Origin of the sequence: Hymenobacter sp. (assembly GCF_036388155.1) — a bacterium.
In the GTDB taxonomy this organism is placed as follows: Bacteria; Bacteroidota; Bacteroidia; order Cytophagales; family Hymenobacteraceae; genus Hymenobacter.
The window spans coordinates 1-22507 of the sequence record NZ_DASVSI010000008.1 but is presented as its reverse complement, the minus strand read 5'-3'; the positions used below and the strand labels follow the sequence as shown (position 1 = coordinate 22507).

Sequence of the window (22507 nt, the reverse complement as noted above, 5' to 3'; positions counted from 1 at the left end):
CTACCACCCTTTGTCGAATCATCCATGGCTCCTATCGATAAGGTGATGCAAACTGCGAGTTATGCGGCACTAGCTGGGCTTGCCTTGGCGGGCATGATGGCCTTCGCGCCCCTGGCCACGCGCCCCGACTACGCCGGCCTCTACCGCGACGCCCCCCACCTGGACGTGGACACGCGCCGCGAAGGCGACAGCTTGCGCTTCTACCTGCGCCTGCCCGCCCCGGCCCGCTTGGGCCCGGGCCACCCGCTGCTGTTGGTGGCGTGGCCCAGCTACGAAGCCAAGCAGCCGCTGTGGCAGGACAGCATTCCGCGCCGCCAGCAACGCCCACGGCCCGGTACTGAAGTAAGCGTGCACGTCAGCTTTTGCGTGGCGGCGGCGCGCGTGCCAGCCGGAGCCGTGCTTCAGCTACAAACGAACATTCCCGACGCCAAAGACAACTACCAAGACCCCGCTACCACCGCCTGGCTGCAACTAACCGCCGCTCAGCTCGCCCGGCCGTTTGTGCTCACGGACTCGGCGGGCTTGCCGCTATTTCGGCGCTACGTGCAAGCCGGCGAGACCTTCGGTGTCGACAGCTACGGCATTTTCCAGCCCGTGCGCTGGAAACGCTACGCCGTGAACCCCGTGCCCGCCTTGCCGCCCATGAGCAACCGCGCGGCGCTGCCGGCTGGCCCCCGCGTGCTGCCTGTGCTCGACTCAGCCGAAACCCAACCCGGCGAGCGGCTGCGCTTTGCCGAGGCGGGCCTGTATGCGCTGCGCGTGGGCTCCGGCAATACTTCCCCACCGCTGGCCGTGATGGTAGCGGCCAATTCTTACCCAGACCTAACCACCGCGTCCGAGCTTATCGAGCCCCTACGCTACCTCACCACTAGCCAGGAACGCCAGCGCCTCACCGATGCGCCCGACCCCAAGCGGGCCGTGGATAAGTTTTGGCTCGACATCGCCCAAGGCAACCAAAACCTGGGTAAAGACCTGATACGACGGTACTATGGCCGCGTGACGGCGGCCAACCGCCTCTTCGCCGCGCACAAGGCCGGCTGGCTCACCGACCGGGGCTTGCTGTACGTGGTAATGGGTGCCCCGCCCAGCGTGCGCCGCCTTTACAACGGCGAGGAGCGGTGGTTTTATCCAGAAGGCAGCTTGGGCGGCGGGCCCATTACGTACACCTTCCGCCCGCGGCCGAGTACCTTTGCGCCTGATTACTACGAATTGGTGCGCCGGCCTGAGTACGAATTGCTCTGGTATGCCGCCGTTGAAAAATGGAGAACCCCACCGACCGCCCTGACCGGCCCGAACGTCCGAACCGACCCGCAAGACCGGTAGCCGGCCGCCGCTTTTACGACGGCGCCAACCGCCCCGTCACCCCCAAACAGTTTCGCCCCGACCGTGGCGGCAGCGAGTTTGATGACCGCCCCGCCCGCCCCCGTGGCCGCGGCGGCTCCGACAACCGCGACGACGCCACCGAAGGCCGCGCTCCCCGCCCCGAGCGGAGCGACAGCCGCCCGCCTTACCGCGAGCGCAATGAAGGCGGCAACGACCGGCCTCGCTACGAAAACCGTCCTGCTCAGGCGTCTAGCATTGACATGCTATTTGGCCTGCGTCCAATCCTAGAAGCTCTGAACGCGGGCCGCACGCTGGAGAAAATTTTCCTGCTGCGCGGCACCAAAAACAGCCTAGTAACGGACATCTCGACGGCCGCTCGCGCTGCCGGCATTCAGGTGCAGATGGTGCCCGTGGAAAAGCTCGACAACCTGACCCGCAAAAACCACCAGGGTGCGGTGGCTTTCGTGTCGCCCATCGACTACGCTCCGCTCGACAACATCGTATCCGGGCTGTTTGAGGAAGGCAAAGTGCCCTTCCTGCTGCTGCTCGACCGCATCACCGACGTGCGCAACTTTGGCGCCATTGCCCGCACGGCTGAGTGCCTGGGCGTGCAGGCCATTGTGGTACCCAGCCGCGGCGCCGCTCAAATTAACGGGGACGCGCTGAAAACCTCGGCCGGTGCGCTCAACATCCTGCCAGTGTGCCGCGAAGTGAGCCTGCACGAAACCATCCGCTTCCTTCAGCAATCGGGCATCACCGTAGTGGCCTGTACCGAGAAAGCCGATGAAGCCGTGGGCTCCGCCGCAGTTGATTTCAGCGGCCCGGTGGCCGTGCTCATGGGCTCGGAGGAAGACGGCATCTCGCCCGACCTACTGAACCTAGCCGACGTGAAGCTAAAAGTGCCCATGACCGGCCAGATTCAGTCGCTCAATGTGGGCGTAGCCGCCGGCATCATGCTGTTTGAAGTGGCCCGGCAACGCGTAAGCGTTTAATAGGTCCAATGGCGATAAAGACGCAACCAAAAAGCTGGGAATACATCGCTGCCTTTTACCAAGACCTGAATAATCATGGCTGGGGGCACGAAAGAATGTTGGCACTAGTGCAGTACATTCTTTCATCGGGCGCGTCGCAACGTCTTTTCGCTTACACTTCACTGGATAAGCTGATTATAAGCAACCATGAGCCGTTAGAGGATTCTGAGATACTCTGTGTTGATTTTGACCGTCAAAAGCAACTTTTTCATTTCGAATACTTCGCTTCGAGCGTAAGTAATTATGGCCAAGAACAGCCTGAATTTCATAGGCATTACCTACCCGATGTTGGGATAGAAAAATTTGACCAGTTTTTGCGTTGGATTCGTTGGTAAACCACAATAAAAAAGCCCACTTACAAGCGGGCTTTTTTATTGTGGTTTATTGTCAGACTTTGCTCTTTTTTGGAGAGGAGCCGAGGGTGAGGTTTAGTCGACCTAATTATACCCCGCGCCCTTCTTGGCTTTCACGTCGGCCACAAACTCCTTCACGCGCTGCTCTTCACTGCGCTTGCAGATGAGCAGTACGTTGTCGTATTCAGCCACGATGTAGTCCTCCAGGCCCTGCACTACCACGAGGCGTTCCGATGGTGTTTTGATGACGCAGCCGGTAGTGTCGTACAGCAGCACGTCGCCGTTTATCATGTTGCCGTTGTCGTCGTGCTTGCCAATGCGGTGCAGCGAGTCCCAGGTACCCACGTCGCTCCAGCCAAAGTCGGCGGGCAGTACGTACACGTTGTCAGCCTTTTCCATCACCCCGTAGTCGATGCTGATGTTGCGGCAGCGCGAATAAGCTTCGCTGATAAAGTCCTCCTCTTGGGGTGTGCCCAGCTGGTCAGCACCCTCGTCAAATACATCAGAGATGTCGCTCAGGTACTGGCGGAAAGCGGACAGAATCACGTCGGCGCGCCACACAAAGAGGCCGGAGTTCCACAGGAAATCGCCGCTCTCCACAAACATGCGGGCCAGTTCCAGATTGGGCTTCTCGGTAAAGGTTTTCACCTTGTGCAGCTCGCCGCCGGGCAACGACTGCTCGTCCATATACTGGATGTAGCCGTAACCGGTATCCGGCCGCGAGGGCTGGATGCCAAGCGTGATAAGCACGTCGTTGGCACGGGCGGCGGCTACCGCCGTACTGATGAGGCGGCGGAATTCATCCTCGCGCAACACCGCGTGGTCGGCCGGAGTCACGATGATGGTGGCCTGCGGGTCGCGCTGAGCAATTCGGTAGCTGGCGTAGGCAATGCAGGGCGCGGTGTTGCGACCAATGGGCTCCCCCAGAATCTGGTCGGCCGGCAGGTGGGGCAGGTGTTGCTGCACCAACTCGGTGTAGTCGCGGTTGGTCACCACAAACACGTTTTGCGGCGGGCAAACGCCTTCAAACCGGTCGACGGTAAGCTGAAGCATGGACTTGCCAACGCCCAGTACGTCATGGAACTGCTTGGGGTGATTGGTGCGGCTAAAGGGCCAAAAGCGGCTGCCGATGCCACCAGCCATTACGATGAGGTACGTAGAATTCATTGGGGCAAAGTTAGGCACGCGGCCCGTGTGGCGCGGCAGGCGGGCTACACCAAGCCTTCGCGTAGTAAATCGTGCAGATGGATAAACCCAGCAAACTCGCCATTTTCCGTTACTACCAGTTGGGTGATGTTGCGCTGCTGCATCCGAGCCAAGGCCTCAGCCGCAAAATCTTCGACGTCGATGGTGGCCGGGTGGGGGGTCAAAATGTCGCGGGCTTGCAATTTTTCCAGGTCGGAGAAGCTGCCCAGCATGCGCCGCAAATCGCCGTCGGTGATGATGCCGGCCAGCTGGCCTGCAGGGTTAAGCACGGCCGTGGCACCCAGGCGCTTGCCCGATATTTCCAGGAGCACCTCGCGCAGCGGGGCGGTTTCGGCTACGTGGGGGCGCTGATTTTGGCGGCTCAGGTCACCTACTTTTAAATACAGCCGCTTGCCAAGGGTGCCGCCGGGGTGCAGGCGGGCAAAATCGGCGGCAGTGAACTGGCGGCTTTCCAGCAAGCACACGGCCAAGGCGTCGCCCAGGGCCATAGCGGCGGTGGTGCTGGTGGTGGGCGCCAGGTTGTGTGGGCAGGCTTCTTTCTTGGCCGGGGCGTGGAGAATGTAGGTGGCCTGCTGGCCCAGGTAGGAGTCGGCGTTGCTGACTAAGGCAGCCAGCGGCACGCCTTTGCGGCGCAGCAGCGGCACCAGCACTTTGATTTCGGGCGTGTCGCCGCTCTTGCTGATGGCCACCACAAAGTCTTCGGGCTGAATCATGCCCAGGTCGCCGTGAATGGCGTCGGCGGCGTGCATGAACAGGGCCGGCGTGCCGGTGCTGTTGAGCGTGGCCACGATTTTGCCGGCAACGTGGGCGCTTTTGCCGATGCCCGTCACCACCACCCGGCCTTTGAGGCGCAGGATGGCCTGCACGCAGTTTTCAAAGTCGGGCGTAGCCGCGATGGCGGCGGCCACGTCGTGCAGAGCCGCCGCCTCGGCGTGCAGTACTTGGCGGGCAATGGCCAGCACGTCGGTGGCTGCCGGCGCCGGGCCGGGCACAGATGGTTCAGCAAAGTTGGCGGAAGCGGACATGGCAAAGGGGGTGATGAGAATGCAAAATTCGCTGAAAGAAGCTAAGCCACCCGTGCCTTCACCCTCACTCAAAAATTCCCGGGAAAAATGGGCGGAATGTTCTGCTCGAAATTCGCCAAAAATCCATTTCGCGCCGGTCAAGCTAAACTCGCTGTTGGTCTGACATTTGCTTATAGACAACCCGAATGACGGATTTTTTATGTGAAGAAATTGTTTTCCACAATTCAAGAAAAACACCATTTTTCACGATAAAAAGCAATTGGCGTGCTTATCTTCGTTAAGAACCGTGCTTCTATCCGTTTCCCACTAGTAGTTTACGTCTTATGCCATCTGTTGCCCTGCAAGAATCCTCGGCGCTCGTCGCCGATTTGAAACATACACTTAAAGAGGTATTCGGCTACGGCCAGTTTCGGGGCACACAAGAAGCTGTTATTCAGAATGTACTAGCCGGCAACAACACGTTCGTCATCATGCCCACGGGCGCGGGCAAAAGCCTGTGCTACCAGCTGCCCGCCTTGGTGGTGCCGGGCACGGCCATCGTCATCTCGCCGCTTATTGCCCTGATGAAGAACCAGGTAGACCAACTTGGGGCTTTCGGAGTTAATGCTCAGGTGTACAATTCGACCCTGACCAAGACGGAGATGAACCGGGTGAAGAAGGACGTGATGAACGGTGACGTTCGCCTGCTCTACGTGGCCCCGGAAAGTCTTACCAAAGACGACACTATTGAATTCCTGCTGAAAAGCACCATCAGCTTCGTGGCCATCGACGAGGCTCACTGCATTTCGGAGTGGGGCCACGACTTCCGCCCTGAATACCGCAAGATTCGCGGCATCATTGATAACCTGGGCGGCAACGTGCCCATTATTGCCCTCACGGCCACGGCCACGCCCAAAGTGCAGCTGGATATCCAGAAGAACCTGCAGATGGACGACGCCAGTGTCTTCAAGACCAGCTTCAACCGCACCAACCTTTACTACGAGGTGCGCGCCAAGCACAACACCAAGAAGCAGCTGATTCAGTACGTGAAGCAGCACAAGGGCAAGGCCGGCATCATTTACTGCCTGAGCCGCAAGAAGGTGGAGGAAATAGCCGAGCTGCTGCGCGTAAACGACGTGCGCGCCCGCCCCTACCACGCCGGCCTCGACCAGCAAGTGCGCATCGACAACCAGGACGCTTTCCTCAACGAGGAGTGCGACGTGATTGTGGCCACTATTGCCTTCGGCATGGGCATCGACAAGCCCGACGTGCGCTTTGTGGTGCACTACGACGCGCCCAAATCCATCGAGGGCTACTACCAGGAAACCGGCCGCGGCGGCCGCGACGGCCTGGAAGGCAACTGCCTGATGTTCTACAGCTACGACGACATTCTGAAGCTGGAGAAGTTCAGCAAAGACAAGCCGGTGACCGAGCGCGACAACGCCCACCAGCTGCTGGCTGAGATGACCAACTACGCCGAGTCGTCGGTGTGCCGGCGGCGGCAGCTGCTGCATTACTTCGGCGAGGTGCTGACCCAGGACTGCGGCTTCTGCGACAACTGCAAGCACCCCAAGGAGCGGTTTGAGGGCAAAGAGGCCGTGGGCCTGGCCCTGCGCGCCGTGGTGCAGACCGAAGCCCGCTTCAACCTCACGCACATCGGCCAAGTGCTGCTGGGCTTGAGCAACCCGCACATCGAGAGCTACGCCCATAATGCGCTGCCGGTGTACGGCCAGGGCAAGGAGCTGGGCGACGCGCAGTTCTGGCATTCGGTGCTGCGCCAGTGCTTGCTCAACGGCTTTTTGGAGAAGGACATTGACAGCCTGGGCTTGGTGCGCATCACCGACAAGGGCATAGATTTCATTGAGAATCCTCACTCCATCACGCTCACCAAGGACCACAACTTCGACGCCGAGCAGAAGGCGGACGAGGAGAAGGAAGAAGTGCAGCACGCCGCCGGCCACGACGAGGCGCTGTTTAGCCAGCTCAAGGAGTTGCGCAAGCAGGTGGCCAAGCAGAAGAACCTGCCGCCCTACGTCCTCTTCCAGGACCCGAGCCTGAAGGAAATGGCTACTACCTACCCCACCACGCTGCACGACCTTACGCATGTGTCGGGCGTGGGCCAGGGCAAGGCTCAGAAGTTTGGTGCGCCGTTCGTGGCCGCCATCAAGAAGTACGTGGAAGACAACGACATCATTACCGCCGAGGACGTGGTAGTAAAGTCGGCCGTCAACCGCTCGAAAATCAAGATTTACATCATCCAGCAAATCGATAAGAAGATGATGCTGGAAGACGTGGCCTCCTCGAAAGGCATCTCGATGGCCGAGTTGATGGAGGAAATCGAGCACATCTGCTACTCCGGCACCCGCCTCAACATCGACTACTACCTCAACGAAATGGTGGAAGAAGAGCGCCAGGAGGAAATCTACGACTACTTTATGTCGGCTACCACCGACAACATTGCCGTGGCCATGAAGGAACTCGGTGATGAATTCAGCGAAGAAGAGCTGCGGTTGGTGCGCATCAAGTTCATTAGCGAAGTAGCCAACTAACGTTACTCCATCGAGCTCAATGACTTAGGCATTGAGACTCGCAAAAACTACATAGTGCAAAAAGGCCGCTTTGAATGAAGCGGCCTTTTTGTTGGTTGTCAAGCTTCGAGGCGGCTGGCTCCAACTCTGCCGCGCGCGCAGCGTATTGGCAGACGTGCTTAGCCGCTGCTTAGCAGGTATTTCCCAGGTCCTATATGTGGATAGCTTTTGCGTTAATGGCGGCTTTGGTCTCTGCCACGGTGGTCACGCTCTCGAAGGCGGGCATCCGGGGCGTGCCGCCGAGCCTGGCTTTTGCGGTGCAAGCCGTGCTGATTCTGATAGTTTCGTGGGGCACGGTGCTTTGGCAAAACCTGCTGCCTGATATCAGCCGGATTGAGCGCCGCAGCTGGGTATTTCTCATTATTGCGGGCATCTTGACGGCGGCATCCTCGCTGCTCTCGTTCCGGGCGTTGTCCATTGGCGATGCCTCGCGGGTGTCGCCGCTCACCAACGTAGCGCTGGTTTTTTCGGTGACGCTGGCTGCCATTTTTCTCAAGGAAAAGCTCAGCTGGCAAGTGGTGGCCGGCGCGGTGCTAATGGCGGGCGGCGCTATTTTGATTGCCACGGCCAAACCTTCGGCGAAGGCTGAGGCCCCCAAAGAAAATGGTCGCCCCGAAACCGGAGCGACCATTCACAAAGCCAAGCCAACGGCTCGGGTTTAGGCTTAGCAATACTCTTCGAACGCGCCTTGCAGGTTGTTCACGATGCGCATGGCGTCGGAACCTTCGATGTGGTAGCGCTCAATCATGTGCACCAGCTCGCCGTCTTTGAACAGGGCGATGCAGGGCGACGAGGGAGGATAGGGCAGCAGGTGCTCGCGCATCTTGGCCACGGCTTCGGTCTCCATGCCGGCAAACACGGTCACGAGCTTGCTGGGCTTTTTGTCGGCGCTGGCCAGGGCCATTTTCAGGGCGGGGCGGGCCTTGGCGGCGGCGCAACCGCACACCGAGTTCACGGCCACCAGCACGGTGCCTTCGTTCGAAGCGAGTGCGGAATCTACTTCTTCGGGGGTCATCAACTGCTCAAAACCAACCTCGGTGAGGTCTTGGCGGATGGGCGCCACCATGTATTCGGGATAAACTGCCATTGTCGTAAGTAATGTTAAAAGCGGCGGGGCCGCGTGCGGCACAAAAGTACGAATGCCTAAAGCATCAGCGGCTTCGGAAAGTTTCGGTGCGCAGAGCTTCACCCCTGGCCTGCTATCTTGTGAAACAGGTAGAACAGAAGTAGCGCGGACTTTTAGTCCGCGAGTGAACAATTAGCGCACTCGCGGACTAAAAGTCCGCGCTACAATTTTCCGTCTTCTCTTTAAAGAGGGAGAAAGTTTACGGCACAATCGTCTGGATGCTGCCGTCGGCGTTGCGCTTCAGCTCGGTGACTTTGATGTTGCGCAGCCAGGTTTTGCCAGATAGCTGGGTGTCGTGGTAGAAGATGTACCACTTGTTTTTGATGGGCAGGATAGAGTGGTGTGTGGTCCAGCCCTGCACGGGTTCCATAATCACGCCTTTGTAGGTGAAGGGGCCGGTGGGCGTGTCGCTAGTGGCGTACACCAGCAAGTGCGTGTCGCCGGTGGAGTACGAGAAGTAGTACTTGCCGTTGTACTTGTGCATCCAGCCACCTTCGAAGAAACGGCGCTTGTTGTCACTGGCCAACAGGGGTTTGCCGGCTTCGTCCACAATGACTAACTCCTTCACGGGTCCGTCGAATTGCTTCATGTCGGCGCTCATCTTGGCCATGCGGGCGTTGAGGGCCGGCACGTTGCCACTCGGTTCTTTTTCAGCAGCGTTGGGGTTGTACTTGCCTCCCTGCCAACGCTGGAGCTGGCCGCCCCAGAGGCCACCGAAGTACATATAGGAAGTGCCGTCGGTGTCGGTAAACACGGCGGGGTCGATGCTGAAGCTGCCGGCAATGGGCGTGGGCTCGGCTTTGAACGGCCCGGCGGGGGTTTTGCTAGTGGCCACGCCCATGCGGAAGACGTCCTGCTTGTCCTTCACCGGGAAGTAGAGGTAGTAGGTGCCGTTTTTGAAGGCCGCATCCGGCGCCCACAGCTGGCGGCCGGCCCAGGGAATGTCTTTCACGGCCAGGCCCACGCCGTGGTCGGTCACCTTGCCACCAATGCTGTCCATCGACAGAATGCGGTAGTCGTTCATGGCGAAATGGTCGCCTTTGTCGTTCTCCGGGATGCCGGCCTCAATGTCGTGCGAGGGGTAGATGTAAATCTTGCCTTCGAACACGTGAGCCGACGGGTCGGCGGTGTAGATGTCGCGCACCAGTGGCTCCGAGAGCGGCTTTTTGGCACCCGTGGTATCGGCTTGCGGCACCGCGACGTTGGTGGCGGTTTCGGAGGTTGAGTTGTTGCTTTGGCAGGCGCCGAGCAACGCCAGGGAGGCGGCCAGCACCGGGGCAGTCAGTTTCATGGTGGGGGTAATTCGCATGGGGGAATTTTAGAATATAAAGGCGGTTTTCAATGGATGCAAAAGCGGGTTTTCCGCTCTGCGAGGACGAAGTTGATTCGAAACAGCGCGTAAATATAGACGCGCCGATTATCCGTGCAACCGATTGATTGATAATGCTTTTTAACCCAAAACTACCGAAACCGATTGTGATAGGTTGGCCAAAACCTGCTCGGTAAAAGCCCGTTTAGGGGAGGCGGAATAGATAACTATTTTGCCCCCAACTGCTTTTAGTAAACGGCTGCTAGGCCCTGGCCGCCACCCCCCACTTTTCCTCGCTATTCATGGACACCTCCGTCGCTACTTCTTTCCGCAGAGTATTTCAGGTCATCGACGGCAACAAGAAAGCCGTGGGCGACGGCTTCCTGGTAACCAGCCCCATGCCCGGGCCGCGCATTCGCCAGCTCAGCCCCTTTCTGCTCATCGACCACATCGGGCCCATGACGGTGGTGCCGAGCGAGACGCCCCTGGGCTCGCCGCCCCACCCCCACCGCGGCTTCGAAACCGTCACCATCATGTACCAGGGCGTACTGGCTCACCGCGACACCGCGGGCCACGCCGGCAACATCGGCCCCGGCGACGTGCAGTGGATGACGGCCGGCGCGGGCCTCATGCACGAGGAACTGTACGAGAAGGAGTTCACCCGCCAAGGCGGTACCCTGGAAGTGGTGCAGCTGTGGGTGAACATGCCCAAGAAGGACAAAATGGCCCCGCCGAACTATCAGGACATTCCTTCCTCGGCCATCAACACCCTGCCCACGCCCGACGGCAAAGGCACCATCCGCGTGATTGCGGGCACTTACGAAGGCGTGAGCGGCCCCGCCACCACCTTCTCGCCCATGACGATGCTCGACGTGCACCTCCCCAAAGGCGCCGAACTGACCTTGGATTTGCCCGCTGACTATAACGTGGGCCTTTACATCGTAAAGGGCGACGTGCAGCTTCACGGCAACCTCCCCGCCGCCACCAAACAGCTCGTGGTGCTGGGCTGGGATTCGCCGGAAGCGCACCTCACCGCCACCGAGGACAGCATCGTGCTGGTGCTAGCCGGCGAGCCCATCGAAGAGCCGCTAGCTACTTACGGGCCGTTTGTGATGAACACCAACAAGGAACTGATGCAGGCCATTGCTGACTTTGAGAGCGGCGCAATGGGCAAGTTTGAGGACGACGAATAAGTAAAGCAGAGGCCGCCTGACGCCCAAAAACCAAACAGTCATGCTGAGCGCAGCCGAAGCATCTCTACCGCAGCAGTAAATCCTTTTAAGTGGATTAGTTGCGCGGCAGAGATGCTTCGGCTGCGCTCAGCATGACGCTTTTTATGCGTGCTTGGCTTGCTCCTTACAGCCCGGTCTTCTGGGCGTAGCGCTGGCCGAAAAAGTCGCCTTTGTTCCAAGTGGGGCGCGTGGGGTTTTGCGCTACTTGGTAGCCGATTAGGAAGCAGAGTTGGACATACTTTTTGCCGGCTTCGAAGTCGAAAGTGCCGTTGATGTCGTCCTGGGGCTTGTGGTAGGTGACGGCGCGCCACTTCTGCACGGTCTCGTTGAGGTTGTTTTTGCCGTCGGCGGTTTTGTTGCCGTATTTGATGTGCAGGGCGGGGATGCCGGCCGTTACGAAGTTGTACTGGTCGCTGCGGATGAAGCGGTTTTGCTCAGGCTCGGGGTCCTGCTCCAAGGTGATGCCCATGTAGGCCGTGGCCTTGTTTACGGGCTCGATGAGGGTGGAATGCTGCCCGCCCAGCGCCACCACTGACAGCAGCGGGGCAATGATGGTGGGCATGTCCATGTTCACGTCGGCCACGATGCTGGACTTGGGCACGGTGGGATTGGCAGCGAAGGCAGCCGAGCCGAGCAGGCCCAGTTCTTCACTAGTCATGAACACGAAGAGCATGCTGCGCTTGGGCTTCTCCTTCAGTTTGGAGTAGATTTTGGCAATTTCCAGCACGCAGGACACGCCCGAGGCATTGTCGTGAGCGCCGTTGTTGATGGAGTCTCCTTGCACCGGCGCGGTGATGCCCAGGTGGTCGAGGTGAGCCGAATGCACCACGTACTCGTTCTTCAGCTTGGCATCGGAGCCCGTGACTTTGCCCACCACGTTGTAGCTCTCGATGTCCTGATACGTGGATTGCGCGCTAGCCGAAACCGTAGCTTTCAACACGGCCGAAGCGGGTTTGCCACTTTTTAGCGACGCAAATACGGTGGCCGTGTCCAAAGCCGCGGTTTGCATGAAGCGCTGGAGCGTGGCGCCGTTGATGGTGGCGTAGAGTTGCTGCTTGCTGCCCACCGCGAAGGAGCGCGACGACGCCACTTTGCCATTGGGGCCGAGCACACTGTAGGTGCCGCGCTTTACGTCGGGTAGGGTGCGGGCACGCGGCGAGGCCACAATCAGGCCCACGGCGCCGCGGCGTACGGCGTTTTGCAGAATGACCGACAAATCCTGGCTGGCAGCAGCTACTGTGGAGGCAAACGTGCTGGGCGCCCCGCGCACAATTATCACCACTTTGCCCTTCACATCAAGACCAGCGAAGTCGTCGTAGCCCAGGTCGGGCGCGCTAATGCCATAGCCCGCAAAGGCCAGCGGCGCATCCGTAACAGCCGTGGCCGGCAATTCGGGGCTGGGGTAAATGACGTAATCCTGCCCGGCCGTGAGCGGGGCCACGCCCTGCGCGTCGCGGGCCGCGAACGTGGCACCCGGCTTGATGAAGGCTTTGCGTAGCATCACCTTTTGCACATAGGTGCCGCCCTGGCCCGCGGGCTGCACGCCCAAAGTTTTCAGTTGCTTAGTGACGTAGTCGACGGCCATTTGGTAGCCGGGCGTACCGGCTTGGCGGCCTTGCAGCTTGTCGTCGGCCAGGTAAGCAATGTGGGCTTTGATGGCTTCGGGCTGCACCTGGTCGAGCACCTGCTTGACGGGAGCGGTCACCGTGAGGGGCGCCTGGGCGTGGGCCGTGCTGGTGATGAGCAGGCTAGCAAAGGCTGTTTTTAGAAAAGTAGTTTTCATAATAAGACTGGAATTAGAACCCAAAGAACGTCATGTCGAGCGCAGCCGAGACATCTCGCTCGCTTCGTCCTTACGATTAATTCACTACCACACGCGAGATGTCTCGGCTGCGCTCGACATGACACCGGCAGCTGGCTATTACAGTGCCAAAATCTGCTTTAGCTCCGCGTCCGTTACCGTCAGCAGGCCCACTTTGGGCAGGCGCTGGGTGAGGGTGCGCCAGTTGGGCTCCTGCTTGAAAATGGGACGGAGCAGGGCTAGGGCGGCGGGCACCTGCTGCTTGTTGGCCAGCGTGATGGCGTGCCAGTACTTCATCTCCAGGTTTTTGGGGAACATCTTTTCGGCGGCCTCATACTCGCGAATGGCGGTGGGCATGTCGTTTTTCTCCACGGCGAGGTCGCCGGCGTTCATGTGTTCGTAGGCGCGATGCAGGCTGAGCAAGCGGCGCAGTTCGGGCAGCGGGGCGGCGTGGTCATCCACGCGCAGGTCCACCAGCCGGTCGGCCCAGGGGCCTTCGGTGGTGGTGCCGCGCACCACGAGTAGGGCTGCCGACTGCCGGCCGCGGATGTCGCCACCCACGGCTTCGGCCGCGTCGAGGGCCGCCAGCACGCGCTCGGCCAGGGGCAGTTTGGCGTTTTGCTCGTAGGCTTTGGCCATGGCGGGCCACACGGTAGCGTTGAGCATCATGTTGGCTTGCACCGAAAACTGGTTGCCCTGCTGGTGCCCGGCCATTTCGACGCACTTTTTGCCGGTGTGCGTGGCCACGCGGCCCTGGTTATCGAGAATGGCGACTTGGCGCACGTCGCGGCCTTCGTCGTTGGACAATAATTCATCCAGCGCCTGCTGGGCGGTTTTGCCGCTTTTCAGCAATGCCAACCCGCGCAAGCCAAAGGATTTGTTGGTGAACGACTGCGTGGCCACCACGCCCACGCCCGCCTCGCCCCAACTCACCGACGTGCCCACCGAAAACCAGTGGCTTTGCACGGCCACGGCCATCTCGCCGGTTGCTGGGTCGCGCGCCACAATGCTGAAGGTGTGGGCAAATGGGTCGGTGGTAGAATACATCTGCGCTGCCAGCGGCAGACGCAACAACAGGAGCAACAGCAACGACAGCAGGTACTTTTGGAGCATTGGGTAGGCGGAATTGAGGCCAGAGAATGGAACGAGGCCCCAAAGTAAGCGAGAAGCCTGACGTTAGAGACCTGGCAACAAAGTGAGCTTCCCGTTGATAATATTTAAAGGCAGGGCAATTATTTTTAGTAAAAACATATAGCTGTAAAGGTTTGTCGCTGCCGCGAGAGTTCATTTGCAGCCCTTTGCCTGTTCGCTTACAGCTAGCCATCCATCCCCGCCTATGAAAAATTTTGCCCGCCGTCTGACGCTCACCACGTGTTTGCTAGGAAGCGTTACTGCCGCTGCTTACGCCCAGCAGTTTACCCCACAGGTGCAGGAGTTTATCAAAGTGAGCGCGCCCGTGGTGGCCCTCACCGACGCCAAGGTGATAGACGGCACTGGGCGGCCGGCCCTGCTGCACCAAACGGTACTGCTGCAAAATGGCCGCATCACCCAGGTGGGCGCCATAAAGAAGGTGAAGGTGCCAGCCGGGGCGCAAGTCATCAACTGCGCGGGCAAAACGCTGATTCCGGGCCTGGTAATGCTGCACGAGCACCTGTATTACACCATGCCGGTGGGCGGCTACTTCAACATTGCGCAGATGCCTTACTCCTTCCCGCGCCTCTACCTGGCTGGGGGCGCCACCACCATTCGCACGGCCGGCAGCATCGAGCCGCAAACCGATTTGGCCATTAAGCGCATGATTGGCGAGGGCAAGCTCATCGGGCCCGACATGGACGTGACGGCACCATACATCGAAGAACCCAGTATGGACATCCCGGCCCTGAACACCGTGAAAGGCCCCGAGGATGCCGCCGCCACCACCAAGTACTGGGCCGACCGAGGCTGCACGTCCTTCAAGATGTACATGCACGCCACCCGTGCCGACCTGGCCGCCGTGGTGCGCGAGGCCCATGCCCGCAACCTCAAAATAACGGGTCACCTCTGCGCCCTCACTTACCGCGAGGCCGCCGAAATCGGCATCGACAACCTGGAGCACGGCTTCATGGCCAGCTCGGACTTCGTGCCCAACAAAGCGCCCGACGTGTGCGACAACAATGTGCGCCAAAGCCTGCTGCGCCTGCCCGTGAACAGCCCCGAAATGACCAGTCTCATCAAGTTTTTGGTGGGCAAGAAGGTGGCCCTCACCTCCACCCTCACGGTGTTTGAGCCCTATACCGGTCGCGAGGTGGTGCTGGGCGGCGGGCTGGAGGCCCTCATTCCGCAAATGCAAGAACGCGAAACCGCCACCTGGAAGCAGAACCAGCAACGCGACACCGCCAGCGTGCGCCTGTTCAAAAAGAACATGGCCTGGGAAAAGCAGTTCTACGACGCGGGCGGCCTGCTTGTGGCCGGCACCGACCCTACCGGCGCGGGCCGCACCATTGCCGGCTACTCCAACCGCCGCCAGATTGAGCTGCTGGTCGAGGCCGGCTTCACGCCGGTGCAGGCCATCAAAGTCAGCACGCTGAACGGGGCCACCTACTTAGGCCGCGAGAAGGAAATCGGGACCATCGAGGCTGGGAAGCAGGGCGACCTGGTGCTCATTAATGGCGACCCCGAGAAGGACATCCAGCAGGTGCGGCAGATGGAGATTGTGTTCAAAAACGGCGTGGGGTTCGACTCCGTCAAGCTGTTTGAGTCGATGAAGGGGAAAGTGGGGCTGAATTAATTTATCTTTTTCGCAGAGTAGGGCGAGCGGTTTTTGGGACCAGTTAACGCAACGCTAGGCGGGGGCCGAAAGCCTATCAGCAGCTTGGAAAATCGTTTGTGGCAGGCTGTTTTTCAGGCTTGAAAACGTTGAGCTACGTTGAATTTCGGTCTTGTTTTTGGGGTGAACTAGTCTGATTTGCTTCGCGTTAAAGAATCTTGGACCAAATCATCACTCGCTTTTTTCCTACCTTGAGAAAATAGTTTGTGCATCAAACTGAGCCCCTAGCCCGCGAAAACGGCGCAGCTTATTTCCCTGCTCCCTCGCCTTGGCCCGCGCTCCTTCCCTAACCGACCCTTACCATGACTAGCAATATAATTTTTTCCGAGCAGTTTGTTCCTCAGTTCCAGATACCGCCGTCGGCCCAACGGCAGACCCACGAACTGAAAACCTGGCCCTCCTGCTTTGCCGCCGTGAAAGCCGGCAACAAGCCCTTCGACGTCCGCGAAAACGACCGCAACTTCCAGGTGGGCGACCAGCTCATCCTCCGCGAGTTCGAGCCCGAAGGCGAGCAGTACACCGGCCGGTCCATCACCCGCTGGGTGAGCTACGTGCTGCAAGGCGGCGCCTTCGGCGTGCAAGACAACTGGTGCGTGTTGGGCTTTAGCGACTTGCCGCCCATCCCGGCCGGCATCACCGACATTCGCCTCTGGTAAACTTCCTGCCAACATCTAATGAGCCCACCGCCGCCCGCGTTGGGCCTTTTTGTGGGCCGACGAACACCGACGCATCGGTTGGGTTTACCTTGCCTCGCCATGCCCGACGCTCCCGCACCCGTCATTCGCGCCACCCACCTCAGCAAGGGCTTTGGTGGCCACGCCGTGGTGCAAGACGTGTCGTTTGAGCTGGCCAGCGGTGAAACCCTTGTGCTGCTGGGCCCCAGCGGCTGCGGCAAAACCACCTTGCTCAAGATGCTCAACCGGCTGATTGAGCCCGACGGCGGCACGGTGGAAATCAACGGGCGCGACGTGCAATCGCAGCGCCCCGAGGAGCTGCGGCGCGGCATGGGCTACGTTATTCAGCAGGTGGGGCTGCTGCCGCACTACACCGTGGCCGAAAACGTGGCCGTGGTGCCGCGGCTGCTGGGCCACGCGCCGGCCGCCATTGCGGAGCGTACCACGGCCCTGCTCACGCGGCTGCACCTGCCGCCCGACCGCTACGCCGGGCAGCTGCCGCACCAGCTCTCGGGCGGGCAGCAGCAGCGCGTGGGCCTGGCCCGCGCCCTGGCCGCCGACCCGCCCATTGTGCTGCTCGACGAACCGTTCGGCGCCCTCGACCCGCTGACCCGGGCCAGCATCCGGCGCGAGTTTCGGGAGCTGGAGGAGCTGCGCAGCAAAACGGTGGTGCTGGTGACGCACGACGTGACCGAAGCCTTCGAGCTGGCCGACCGCATCCTGCTGCTCGACGCCGGCCAGGTGCAGCAGCTGGGCACGCCGCGCGAGCTGCTGTTCCGGCCCGCCAATGACTTCGTGCGCCGCTTTTTCGTGGCGGAGCGGCTGGCGTTGCAGCTGCGCACCCTTACGCTGGGCGACGTTTTCCCCAATTTCGAAGCCGCCGGCCTCGAAATCGGTCCTCCGAAGCCTCCTTTTGGGAGTCAACAGAACGAAATCGGTCCTCCGCGCCCCGAAATCGAACCAGCACAGGCCGAAATTGAGCCGCGGAGGACCGATTTCGGGCCAACGAAGGCCGATTTCGAGGGTCGGACCCCCGATTTTGAGCAAAACAAGGTCGAAATCGAGCGCCCGACCCCCGATTTCGAGCAAAACAAGACCAAATTTGGGGGTCGGACCCCCAATTTCGAGCAAGAGAGGACCGAAATCGGGGGTCCGACCCCCGATTTAACCGGTGCTACCACCGTGCACGACGCCTTGGAAGCCCTGACCGGCGCGGGGCCCCCGCCCAACGGCGGGCGCTTCACCGTGGCTGACCTCATGGCTGCTTTTGGCCAGGCCCTGCAACGCGAGGAGGACGCATGGAAACGCTGAGCGCCCTGTTCACTTTCTGGGGCGAGCAGGCCGGCAAGTTGGGCGAGCAAACCTTGCAGCACATCGGGCTCACGGCCGCTTCGCTGCTGCTGGGGGTGTTGCTGGGCGTGCCCGCCGGGCTGTGGCTGTCGCGCAGACCGCGCTGGGCACCGGCGGTGCTGGGCCTGGCGGGCGTGCTCCAAACAGTGCCCAGCATTGCCCTGCTCGGCTTCCTGATTCCGCTGATGGGCATTGGGCCGAAGCCGGCCATTTTCGCGCTGTTCTTGTACTCGCTGCTGCCCATTATTCGCAACACGCTGGCGGGCATTCAGGGCGTGCCGCCGGCCGTGGTGGAAGCCGCCCGCGGCCTGGGCCTGACCGATGCGCAAGTGCTGCGCCAGGTGGAATTGCCGCTGGCGCTGCCCGTGCTGATGGCGGGCATTCGCACGGCCACGGTCATCAACGTAGGGGTGGCCACGCTGGCGGCTTACGTGGCAGCTGGCGGACTGGGCGAGTTCATTTTCGGTGGCATCGCGCTAAATAATCCGGCCATGATTTTAGCAGGGGCCCTGCCAGCCGCCGGGCTCGCGCTGGCCTTCGATGCGGTGCTGGGCCGGGTGCAGAAGCTGAGCGCCCGCCGCCTGGCCCAAGTGGGAAAAACCTTGCTGGTGCTGCTGCCACTGCTGGGCGCGCTCTACCTACTGCCACGCGCTCGCGGCAAGATGTTGGCCGGCTTCAGCCCCGAGTTTGTAGGCCGCGCCGACGGCTTGCCCAGCCTCACCAAAACCTACGGGCTGACGCACCTGCCCAGCGTGGTGCTGGCCCCCGCCCTGGTGTACGAAGCCGCCCGCAACGCCGACGTTGACCTTATCGACGGCTACTCCACGGACGGACGCATTCGCGCCTACAACCTGCGCGTGCTGCACGACGACCGCCGCGTGTTTCCGCCCTACTACGCCGTGCCCGTGGTGCGCCCTGCCCTGCTGCGCGAGCACCCCGAGCTGGCCGCCGTGCTGGCCCAACTAGACGGGCAGATTTCGGATACGGCGATGACCAATCTGAACTACCGGGCCGACTACCTGCACCAGTCGCCGCAAGCCATTGCCGAATCCTTCCTGCGCCGCCGCGGCCTGTGGCGCGCCCCTCGCCCTACCGTGGAGGGTGCACCGGTGGTGCGCCTGGGCTCCAAAATCTTTGCGGAGCAATACATCCTGGTGGAGATGTATGCCGCTCTCATCCGGGGCAATACCGACCTGGCCGTGGCAACCAAAACCGGCCTGGGCGGCACTACCATTTGCTTCGATGCGCTCCGGGATGGCGCCATCGATTTGTACCCGGAATACACCGGCACGGGCCTGCTGGTGCTGCTGCAGCCCACGCCCGCCGTGGTCGACTCGCTGGGCGGGCGGCCCGCGGCGGTGCTCAACTACGTGCGGCAGGAGTTCCGGCGCCGCTACCAGCTGGAGTGGCTGGCGCCGCTGGGTTTCAACAATACCTACGCGCTGCTGATGCGGCAGCAACAAGCGCGACAGCTGGGCATTGCTTCGGTGTCAGACCTGAGCGAATACCTGCGGCGCTAGAGCGGGTTTTGAGGTTGCATCAGCGTGGCCGAACGCTGTAGGATTCCCTGTTGCACAGGCTCAAAGGCACCGGCAACAGGACCACCCAGAAGATAAAGTACGAGCCACAAGGTTGCCGGCTGGTTCCTTTTGGAAGCTGGAAAAACGACAAAATGCTGATAGGCGACTACGCCCATTGGCATTTTGATTGGGGGCCTGGCTTAATGGTTGGCATCAGGAGGGGGCCTGCTGTTCTCTACGATGGCGGCGACGGAGGTGCGTTAGCGGCTGTTTCAAAGGGGCCGGCCAGTGGCTATTTTCGCGCCATGCCCATGCCGTTCCGCCTCGCCTTTGCTACCCTTGACGACACCCCGCGCCTAGCTCGGCTCGTGAACAGCGCCTACCGCGGCGACACCTCTCGCCAGGGCTGGACCACCGAAGCGCATCTGCTCGACGGGCAACGCATTGACGAAGAAGGCCTGTGCGAGATGCTGGCCGTGCCCGAAGCGGCCATGCTGCTATGCCTGGACGAAAACGACGAATTGCTGGGCAGTTTCTATGCCCACCCCACCGGCCGCCAAGTGTACCTGGGCATGTTGGCGGTGTCGCCCGCGCACCAAGGGCAAGGCGTGGGCAAATTCCTGATTCGGGCCGCGGAGCAATATGGCGTTGAGCACGGCTGCACCGTGAGCAAAATGACGGTTATTTCCGTTCGGGCCGAACTCATTGCTTTCTATGAGCGGCTGGGCTACCGCCTAACCGGCGCTACCGAGCCGTTCCCGACCGACCCGCGCTACGGCATCCCCAGGCAGCCTTTGGCCTTGGCCGTGCTGGAAAAAGTGCTGTAAGCCCCGGTTGGGTGAGCAGCACTACCACTTTCCGCACGCGTCAACGCGGACGAACGTAGCAACTCAGCAGGGCAGCTTCCAGTCGGTGGCAAATGCTGGGACGCTAGCAACTGCAAGAGCCGGGGTAAGACTGCAGCATTGAGAAGCCGTCATATCACTATTTACATAACTCTATTACATATTACCAATTTATGGTATTTATTTCTATGATTTACCTTCTAAGAAAAAAGGGGTTCATGTCAGCAAATTTTGAATTTTTGTAAAAAATTTTATTCAAACCGCTTCACCTGTTAGCTCCACATTATTGATGAATAAAATACTGTGAGGTAGCAGAGAAAAAGATTACGTGAAATCCCATTTCCAGAAATAATAACATAGCATTTATAATTTTTGAGGTGAAGGGGGTATAGGAAGTTGTAACTCCCAGAAACTGACAATAGAAACCCTCGTATCTTGGCCTCATTCCAGTCCATTTTTCTATTTCAAAACATTACCCTTTTCGTTTTTATGACGAATTCATTTACCCTTCGCCAGGGGGTCCTGGCTATTTTATGCACAGCCGCGATTGGCGCTTGTGAAAGTCCTCAGGAAAGCGCCGCGCCGCTGGCAGCAAGCGTCGGCCAAGACGGCAAGGGAGACGACGACAACCGAACCGGCGTCTACGAGGAGGCCGACTTTGCTGGGCCCGCTGCTGGCAACAACACCATCAATGTGTTCGATGCCATGGCCTTTGGCACACCTTCGCCAAGGCTCTCCGCCGAGGAGCTCCAATTTCACGCCACGGGCCGCACGCGCTTCGAAGAAGTGTGGACACTGGAACAACTGGCGCCCCTCTGGAACAACGAGAAGTGCAGCGGCTGCCACGTCAACGGGGGCCGAAGCCCACTCAGGGCCACGCCGCAGCTTTTGTTCCGTGTCAGCATTCCCGGAACCAACCAAGACGGGGGTCCGAACCCGGTGCCGGGCATCGGCGACCAGATTCAGCCCTTCATTGTAGGCAACGGGGTTCGCGTGGTGGGCCCGGAAGGCAACGTGAGCACCACTTACGTGGAGCAACTTAAGGCCTTCATCGACGGGCAGTCGTACAGCCTGCGCACGCCCACTTACACGCCCACGGCGAGCCTGCCTTCCGACGTGATGATTTCGCCCCGCATTGGCGGGCAAGTGGCGGGCCTGGGCTTGCTCGAAGCCGTGGAAGAAAAGGACATTGTGGCGCTGGCCGACCCGACCGACGACAACCGGGACGGGATTTCGGGCCGCCCCAACCGCGTGTGGGACGTGGCCTTGCAACGGGTGGTGCTGGGCCGCTTCGGCTGGAAAGCCAACCAGCCCAACTTGCTGCAGCAAGCCGCGGCCGCCTACAACGGCGACCTGGGCATTACCAGTCCGTTCTTCCCGCTGGAGTCGAACGAACCCGGCGGTGGCCGCAACAAAAAGGGCCCTGGCATCGCCATGACGACTTCGGGGCTGTCGAGCTTATCCGCAGCCAAGGCCATGCTTGAAAGCAAAGACGCGCCAACGGGGACCGACATTGACGCCCAAGGGTTGTTGGCCACCGCCTTCTACACCGGCACGCTGGGCGTGCCGGCTGCCCGCAACAGCAGCAGCCCGCAGATAAAGGCCGGCCAAGCGCTGTTTGTGTCGGCCAAGTGCGCCGCCTGCCACACGCCGGTGTTGAAAACCGTGAGCAACGCCCCGTACGGCCTGGCTAGCCAGACCATTCACCCTTACACCGACTTGCTGCTACACGACATGGGCCCTGGCCTGGCCGATGGCCGCCCTGACTTTTTGGCTAGCGGCAGCGAATGGCGCACCCCCCCGCTGTGGGGCACGGGCCTAAGCGCCACCACCAGCAACCACACCAATTATCTGCACGACGGCCGCGCCCGCAACGTGATGGAAGCCATCATGTGGCACGGCGGTGAAGGCGAAGCTTCGCGGCAGTACGTGGAGCACCTCTCGCAAGCGGACCGCGACGCGCTGGTCGCTTTCGTGAATTCGCTGTAAGCTTTACGCCGTTTGATTTGTTGCAAAACGGGCTGCTCCACCAGTGGAGCAGCCCGTTTTCTTGCGCCGCGACCGGGGCAAATAGCCGTCGAGTTACTTATTGCATAGTGGTGCATACCGCGCCAAACGAGTCGGTTGGTATTGTTTTAATCAGTCGGCGGTGAGCATACTCATTGAGTGGGCACGCACAAGCTGCTGTCTTCATCATCTACTAATGAGGGACCAAAGATGATTGAGCAGCGGTTGCCTGACATCATCAATTTTTGCTTCTATATTGAAGCACCGTATAAAGGCTGGTTCCAACATTGCCGTCGCCAAGCTGAATCATAAAAAAAGCCCGCCAATAAGCG

The 22507-nt window shown here is 60.3% G+C and carries 17 protein-coding genes; 11 read left to right on the top strand and 6 right to left on the bottom strand.

The features are described 5' to 3' along the window. Positions 1 to 24 precede the first annotated feature (24 nt). Together VF629_RS01300 and rlmB are read left to right on the top strand one after the other, a co-directional pair. Positions 25 to 1323, top strand: a complete 1299-nt coding sequence (locus VF629_RS01300) for a GWxTD domain-containing protein (RefSeq protein ID WP_331056631.1) — start codon at positions 25 to 27, stop codon at positions 1321 to 1323. Continuing rightward, the gene (rlmB, locus tag VF629_RS01295; protein WP_331056630.1) at positions 1260 to 2315 is read left to right on the top strand and encodes a 23S rRNA (guanosine(2251)-2'-O)-methyltransferase RlmB; all 1056 of its coding nucleotides are present in this window, start codon (positions 1260 to 1262) and stop codon (positions 2313 to 2315) included. Before VF629_RS01300 ends, rlmB begins: the two co-directional genes overlap by 64 nt. A gap of 476 nt (positions 2316 to 2791) precedes the next feature. Here the strand turns inward: rlmB and VF629_RS01290 are convergent, their stop codons facing one another. Together VF629_RS01290 and VF629_RS01285 are read right to left on the bottom strand one after the other, a co-directional pair. Beyond that, the gene (locus VF629_RS01290) at positions 2792 to 3874 is read right to left on the bottom strand and encodes a mannose-1-phosphate guanylyltransferase (protein ID WP_331056629.1); all 1083 of its coding nucleotides are present in this window, start codon (positions 3872 to 3874) and stop codon (positions 2792 to 2794) included. Positions 3875 to 3918: 44 nt separating this feature from the next. After that, positions 3919 to 4938, bottom strand: a complete 1020-nt coding sequence (locus VF629_RS01285) for a KpsF/GutQ family sugar-phosphate isomerase (RefSeq protein WP_331056628.1) — start codon at positions 4936 to 4938, stop codon at positions 3919 to 3921. A 323-nt stretch (positions 4939 to 5261) separates the two neighbouring features. Here VF629_RS01285 and recQ point away from each other — a divergent pair, with 323 nt between their 5' ends. Then, positions 5262 to 7466 carry a DNA helicase RecQ gene (gene recQ / locus VF629_RS01280; protein WP_331056627.1) on the top strand — a complete coding sequence of 735 codons (2205 nt, stop codon included), beginning with the start codon at positions 5262 to 5264 and terminating at the stop codon, positions 7464 to 7466. A 194-nt stretch (positions 7467 to 7660) separates the two neighbouring features. Continuing rightward, positions 7661 to 8167: an EamA family transporter gene (locus VF629_RS01275; RefSeq protein WP_331056626.1), complete on the top strand. Its 507-nt coding sequence runs from the start codon at positions 7661 to 7663 to the stop codon at positions 8165 to 8167. 2 nt (positions 8168 to 8169) lie between these two features. Here VF629_RS01275 and VF629_RS01270 read toward each other — a convergent pair whose 3' ends face one another. Both VF629_RS01270 and VF629_RS01265 read right to left on the bottom strand, forming a co-directional pair. After that, on the bottom strand, positions 8170 to 8592 hold the full coding sequence (locus VF629_RS01270) for a BrxA/BrxB family bacilliredoxin (protein ID WP_331056625.1): 423 nt from the start codon (positions 8590 to 8592) through the stop codon (positions 8170 to 8172). A 238-nt stretch (positions 8593 to 8830) separates the two neighbouring features. Beyond that, positions 8831 to 9922, bottom strand: a complete 1092-nt coding sequence (locus VF629_RS01265; RefSeq protein WP_331056624.1) for a glycoside hydrolase family 43 protein — start codon at positions 9920 to 9922, stop codon at positions 8831 to 8833. Positions 9923 to 10242: 320 nt separating this feature from the next. On the opposite strand from VF629_RS01265, the gene VF629_RS01260 reads away from it, so the two are divergent. Further along, a complete protein-coding gene (locus VF629_RS01260; protein WP_331056623.1) occupies positions 10243 to 11133 on the top strand; it encodes a pirin family protein in 891 nt (296 codons plus the stop codon). Between the two features lie 163 nt (positions 11134 to 11296). Here the strand turns inward: VF629_RS01260 and VF629_RS01255 are convergent, their stop codons facing one another. After that, positions 11297 to 12955, bottom strand: coding sequence for a M28 family peptidase (locus tag VF629_RS01255; protein WP_331056622.1), 1659 nt, complete (start codon positions 12953 to 12955; stop codon positions 11297 to 11299). Between the two features lie 138 nt (positions 12956 to 13093). Then, positions 13094 to 14086 (bottom strand): DUF1028 domain-containing protein, encoded by a 993-nt coding sequence (locus VF629_RS01250; RefSeq protein ID WP_331056621.1) that lies wholly within the window; start codon positions 14084 to 14086, stop codon positions 13094 to 13096. Between the two features lie 223 nt (positions 14087 to 14309). Here VF629_RS01250 and VF629_RS01245 point away from each other — a divergent pair, with 223 nt between their 5' ends. The 6 genes from VF629_RS01245 (at position 14310) to VF629_RS01220 (ending at position 22157) form a co-directional block, all read left to right on the top strand. Continuing rightward, entirely contained in the window at positions 14310 to 15740 is a 1431-nt protein-coding gene (locus VF629_RS01245; protein WP_331056620.1) for an amidohydrolase family protein, read from the top strand. A 341-nt stretch (positions 15741 to 16081) separates the two neighbouring features. Further along, entirely contained in the window at positions 16082 to 16435 is a 354-nt protein-coding gene (locus VF629_RS01240; RefSeq protein ID WP_331056619.1) for an ASCH/PUA domain-containing protein, read from the top strand. A 99-nt stretch (positions 16436 to 16534) separates the two neighbouring features. Further along, positions 16535 to 17764 (top strand): ABC transporter ATP-binding protein, encoded by a 1230-nt coding sequence (locus tag VF629_RS01235; protein WP_331056618.1) that lies wholly within the window; start codon positions 16535 to 16537, stop codon positions 17762 to 17764. Then, on the top strand, positions 17752 to 19323 hold the full coding sequence (locus tag VF629_RS01230; RefSeq protein WP_331056617.1) for an ABC transporter permease/substrate-binding protein: 1572 nt from the start codon (positions 17752 to 17754) through the stop codon (positions 19321 to 19323). Before VF629_RS01235 ends, VF629_RS01230 begins: the two co-directional genes overlap by 13 nt. 311 nt (positions 19324 to 19634) lie before the next feature. Then, positions 19635 to 20150, top strand: a complete 516-nt coding sequence (locus VF629_RS01225) for a GNAT family N-acetyltransferase (RefSeq protein WP_331056616.1) — start codon at positions 19635 to 19637, stop codon at positions 20148 to 20150. A gap of 507 nt (positions 20151 to 20657) precedes the next feature. Further along, on the top strand, positions 20658 to 22157 hold the full coding sequence (locus VF629_RS01220; RefSeq protein WP_331056615.1) for a di-heme oxidoredictase family protein: 1500 nt from the start codon (positions 20658 to 20660) through the stop codon (positions 22155 to 22157). Positions 22158 to 22507 lie beyond the last annotated feature (350 nt).

Bases quoted from the DNA above. Each gene is read 5' to 3' on its own strand.
- VF629_RS01260 (WP_331056623.1), top strand. From the start codon at position 10,243: ATGGACACCTCCGTCGCTACTTCTTTCCGCAGAGTATTTCAGGTCATC.
- VF629_RS01300 (WP_331056631.1), top strand. From the start codon at position 25: ATGGCTCCTATCGATAAGGTGATGCAAACTGCGAGTTATGCGGCACTA.
- VF629_RS01285 (WP_331056628.1), bottom strand. From the start codon at position 4,938: ATGTCCGCTTCCGCCAACTTTGCTGAACCATCTGTGCCCGGCCCGGCG.
- VF629_RS01235 (WP_331056618.1), top strand. From the start codon at position 16,535: ATGCCCGACGCTCCCGCACCCGTCATTCGCGCCACCCACCTCAGCAAG.
- VF629_RS01255 (WP_331056622.1), bottom strand. From the start codon at position 12,955: ATGAAAACTACTTTTCTAAAAACAGCCTTTGCTAGCCTGCTCATCACC.
- VF629_RS01220 (WP_331056615.1), top strand. From the start codon at position 20,658: ATGACGAATTCATTTACCCTTCGCCAGGGGGTCCTGGCTATTTTATGC.
- VF629_RS01245 (WP_331056620.1), top strand. From the start codon at position 14,310: ATGAAAAATTTTGCCCGCCGTCTGACGCTCACCACGTGTTTGCTAGGA.
- VF629_RS01240 (WP_331056619.1), top strand. From the start codon at position 16,082: ATGACTAGCAATATAATTTTTTCCGAGCAGTTTGTTCCTCAGTTCCAG.
- VF629_RS01275 (WP_331056626.1), top strand. From the start codon at position 7,661: ATGTGGATAGCTTTTGCGTTAATGGCGGCTTTGGTCTCTGCCACGGTG.
- VF629_RS01230 (WP_331056617.1), top strand. From the start codon at position 17,752: ATGGAAACGCTGAGCGCCCTGTTCACTTTCTGGGGCGAGCAGGCCGGC.
- VF629_RS01250 (WP_331056621.1), bottom strand. From the start codon at position 14,086: ATGCTCCAAAAGTACCTGCTGTCGTTGCTGTTGCTCCTGTTGTTGCGT.
- VF629_RS01225 (WP_331056616.1), top strand. From the start codon at position 19,635: ATGCCGTTCCGCCTCGCCTTTGCTACCCTTGACGACACCCCGCGCCTA.
- VF629_RS01270 (WP_331056625.1), bottom strand. From the start codon at position 8,592: ATGGCAGTTTATCCCGAATACATGGTGGCGCCCATCCGCCAAGACCTC.
- recQ (WP_331056627.1), top strand. From the start codon at position 5,262: ATGCCATCTGTTGCCCTGCAAGAATCCTCGGCGCTCGTCGCCGATTTG.
- VF629_RS01265 (WP_331056624.1), bottom strand. From the start codon at position 9,922: ATGAAACTGACTGCCCCGGTGCTGGCCGCCTCCCTGGCGTTGCTCGGC.
- rlmB (WP_331056630.1), top strand. From the start codon at position 1,260: ATGGAGAACCCCACCGACCGCCCTGACCGGCCCGAACGTCCGAACCGA.
- VF629_RS01290 (WP_331056629.1), bottom strand. From the start codon at position 3,874: ATGAATTCTACGTACCTCATCGTAATGGCTGGTGGCATCGGCAGCCGC.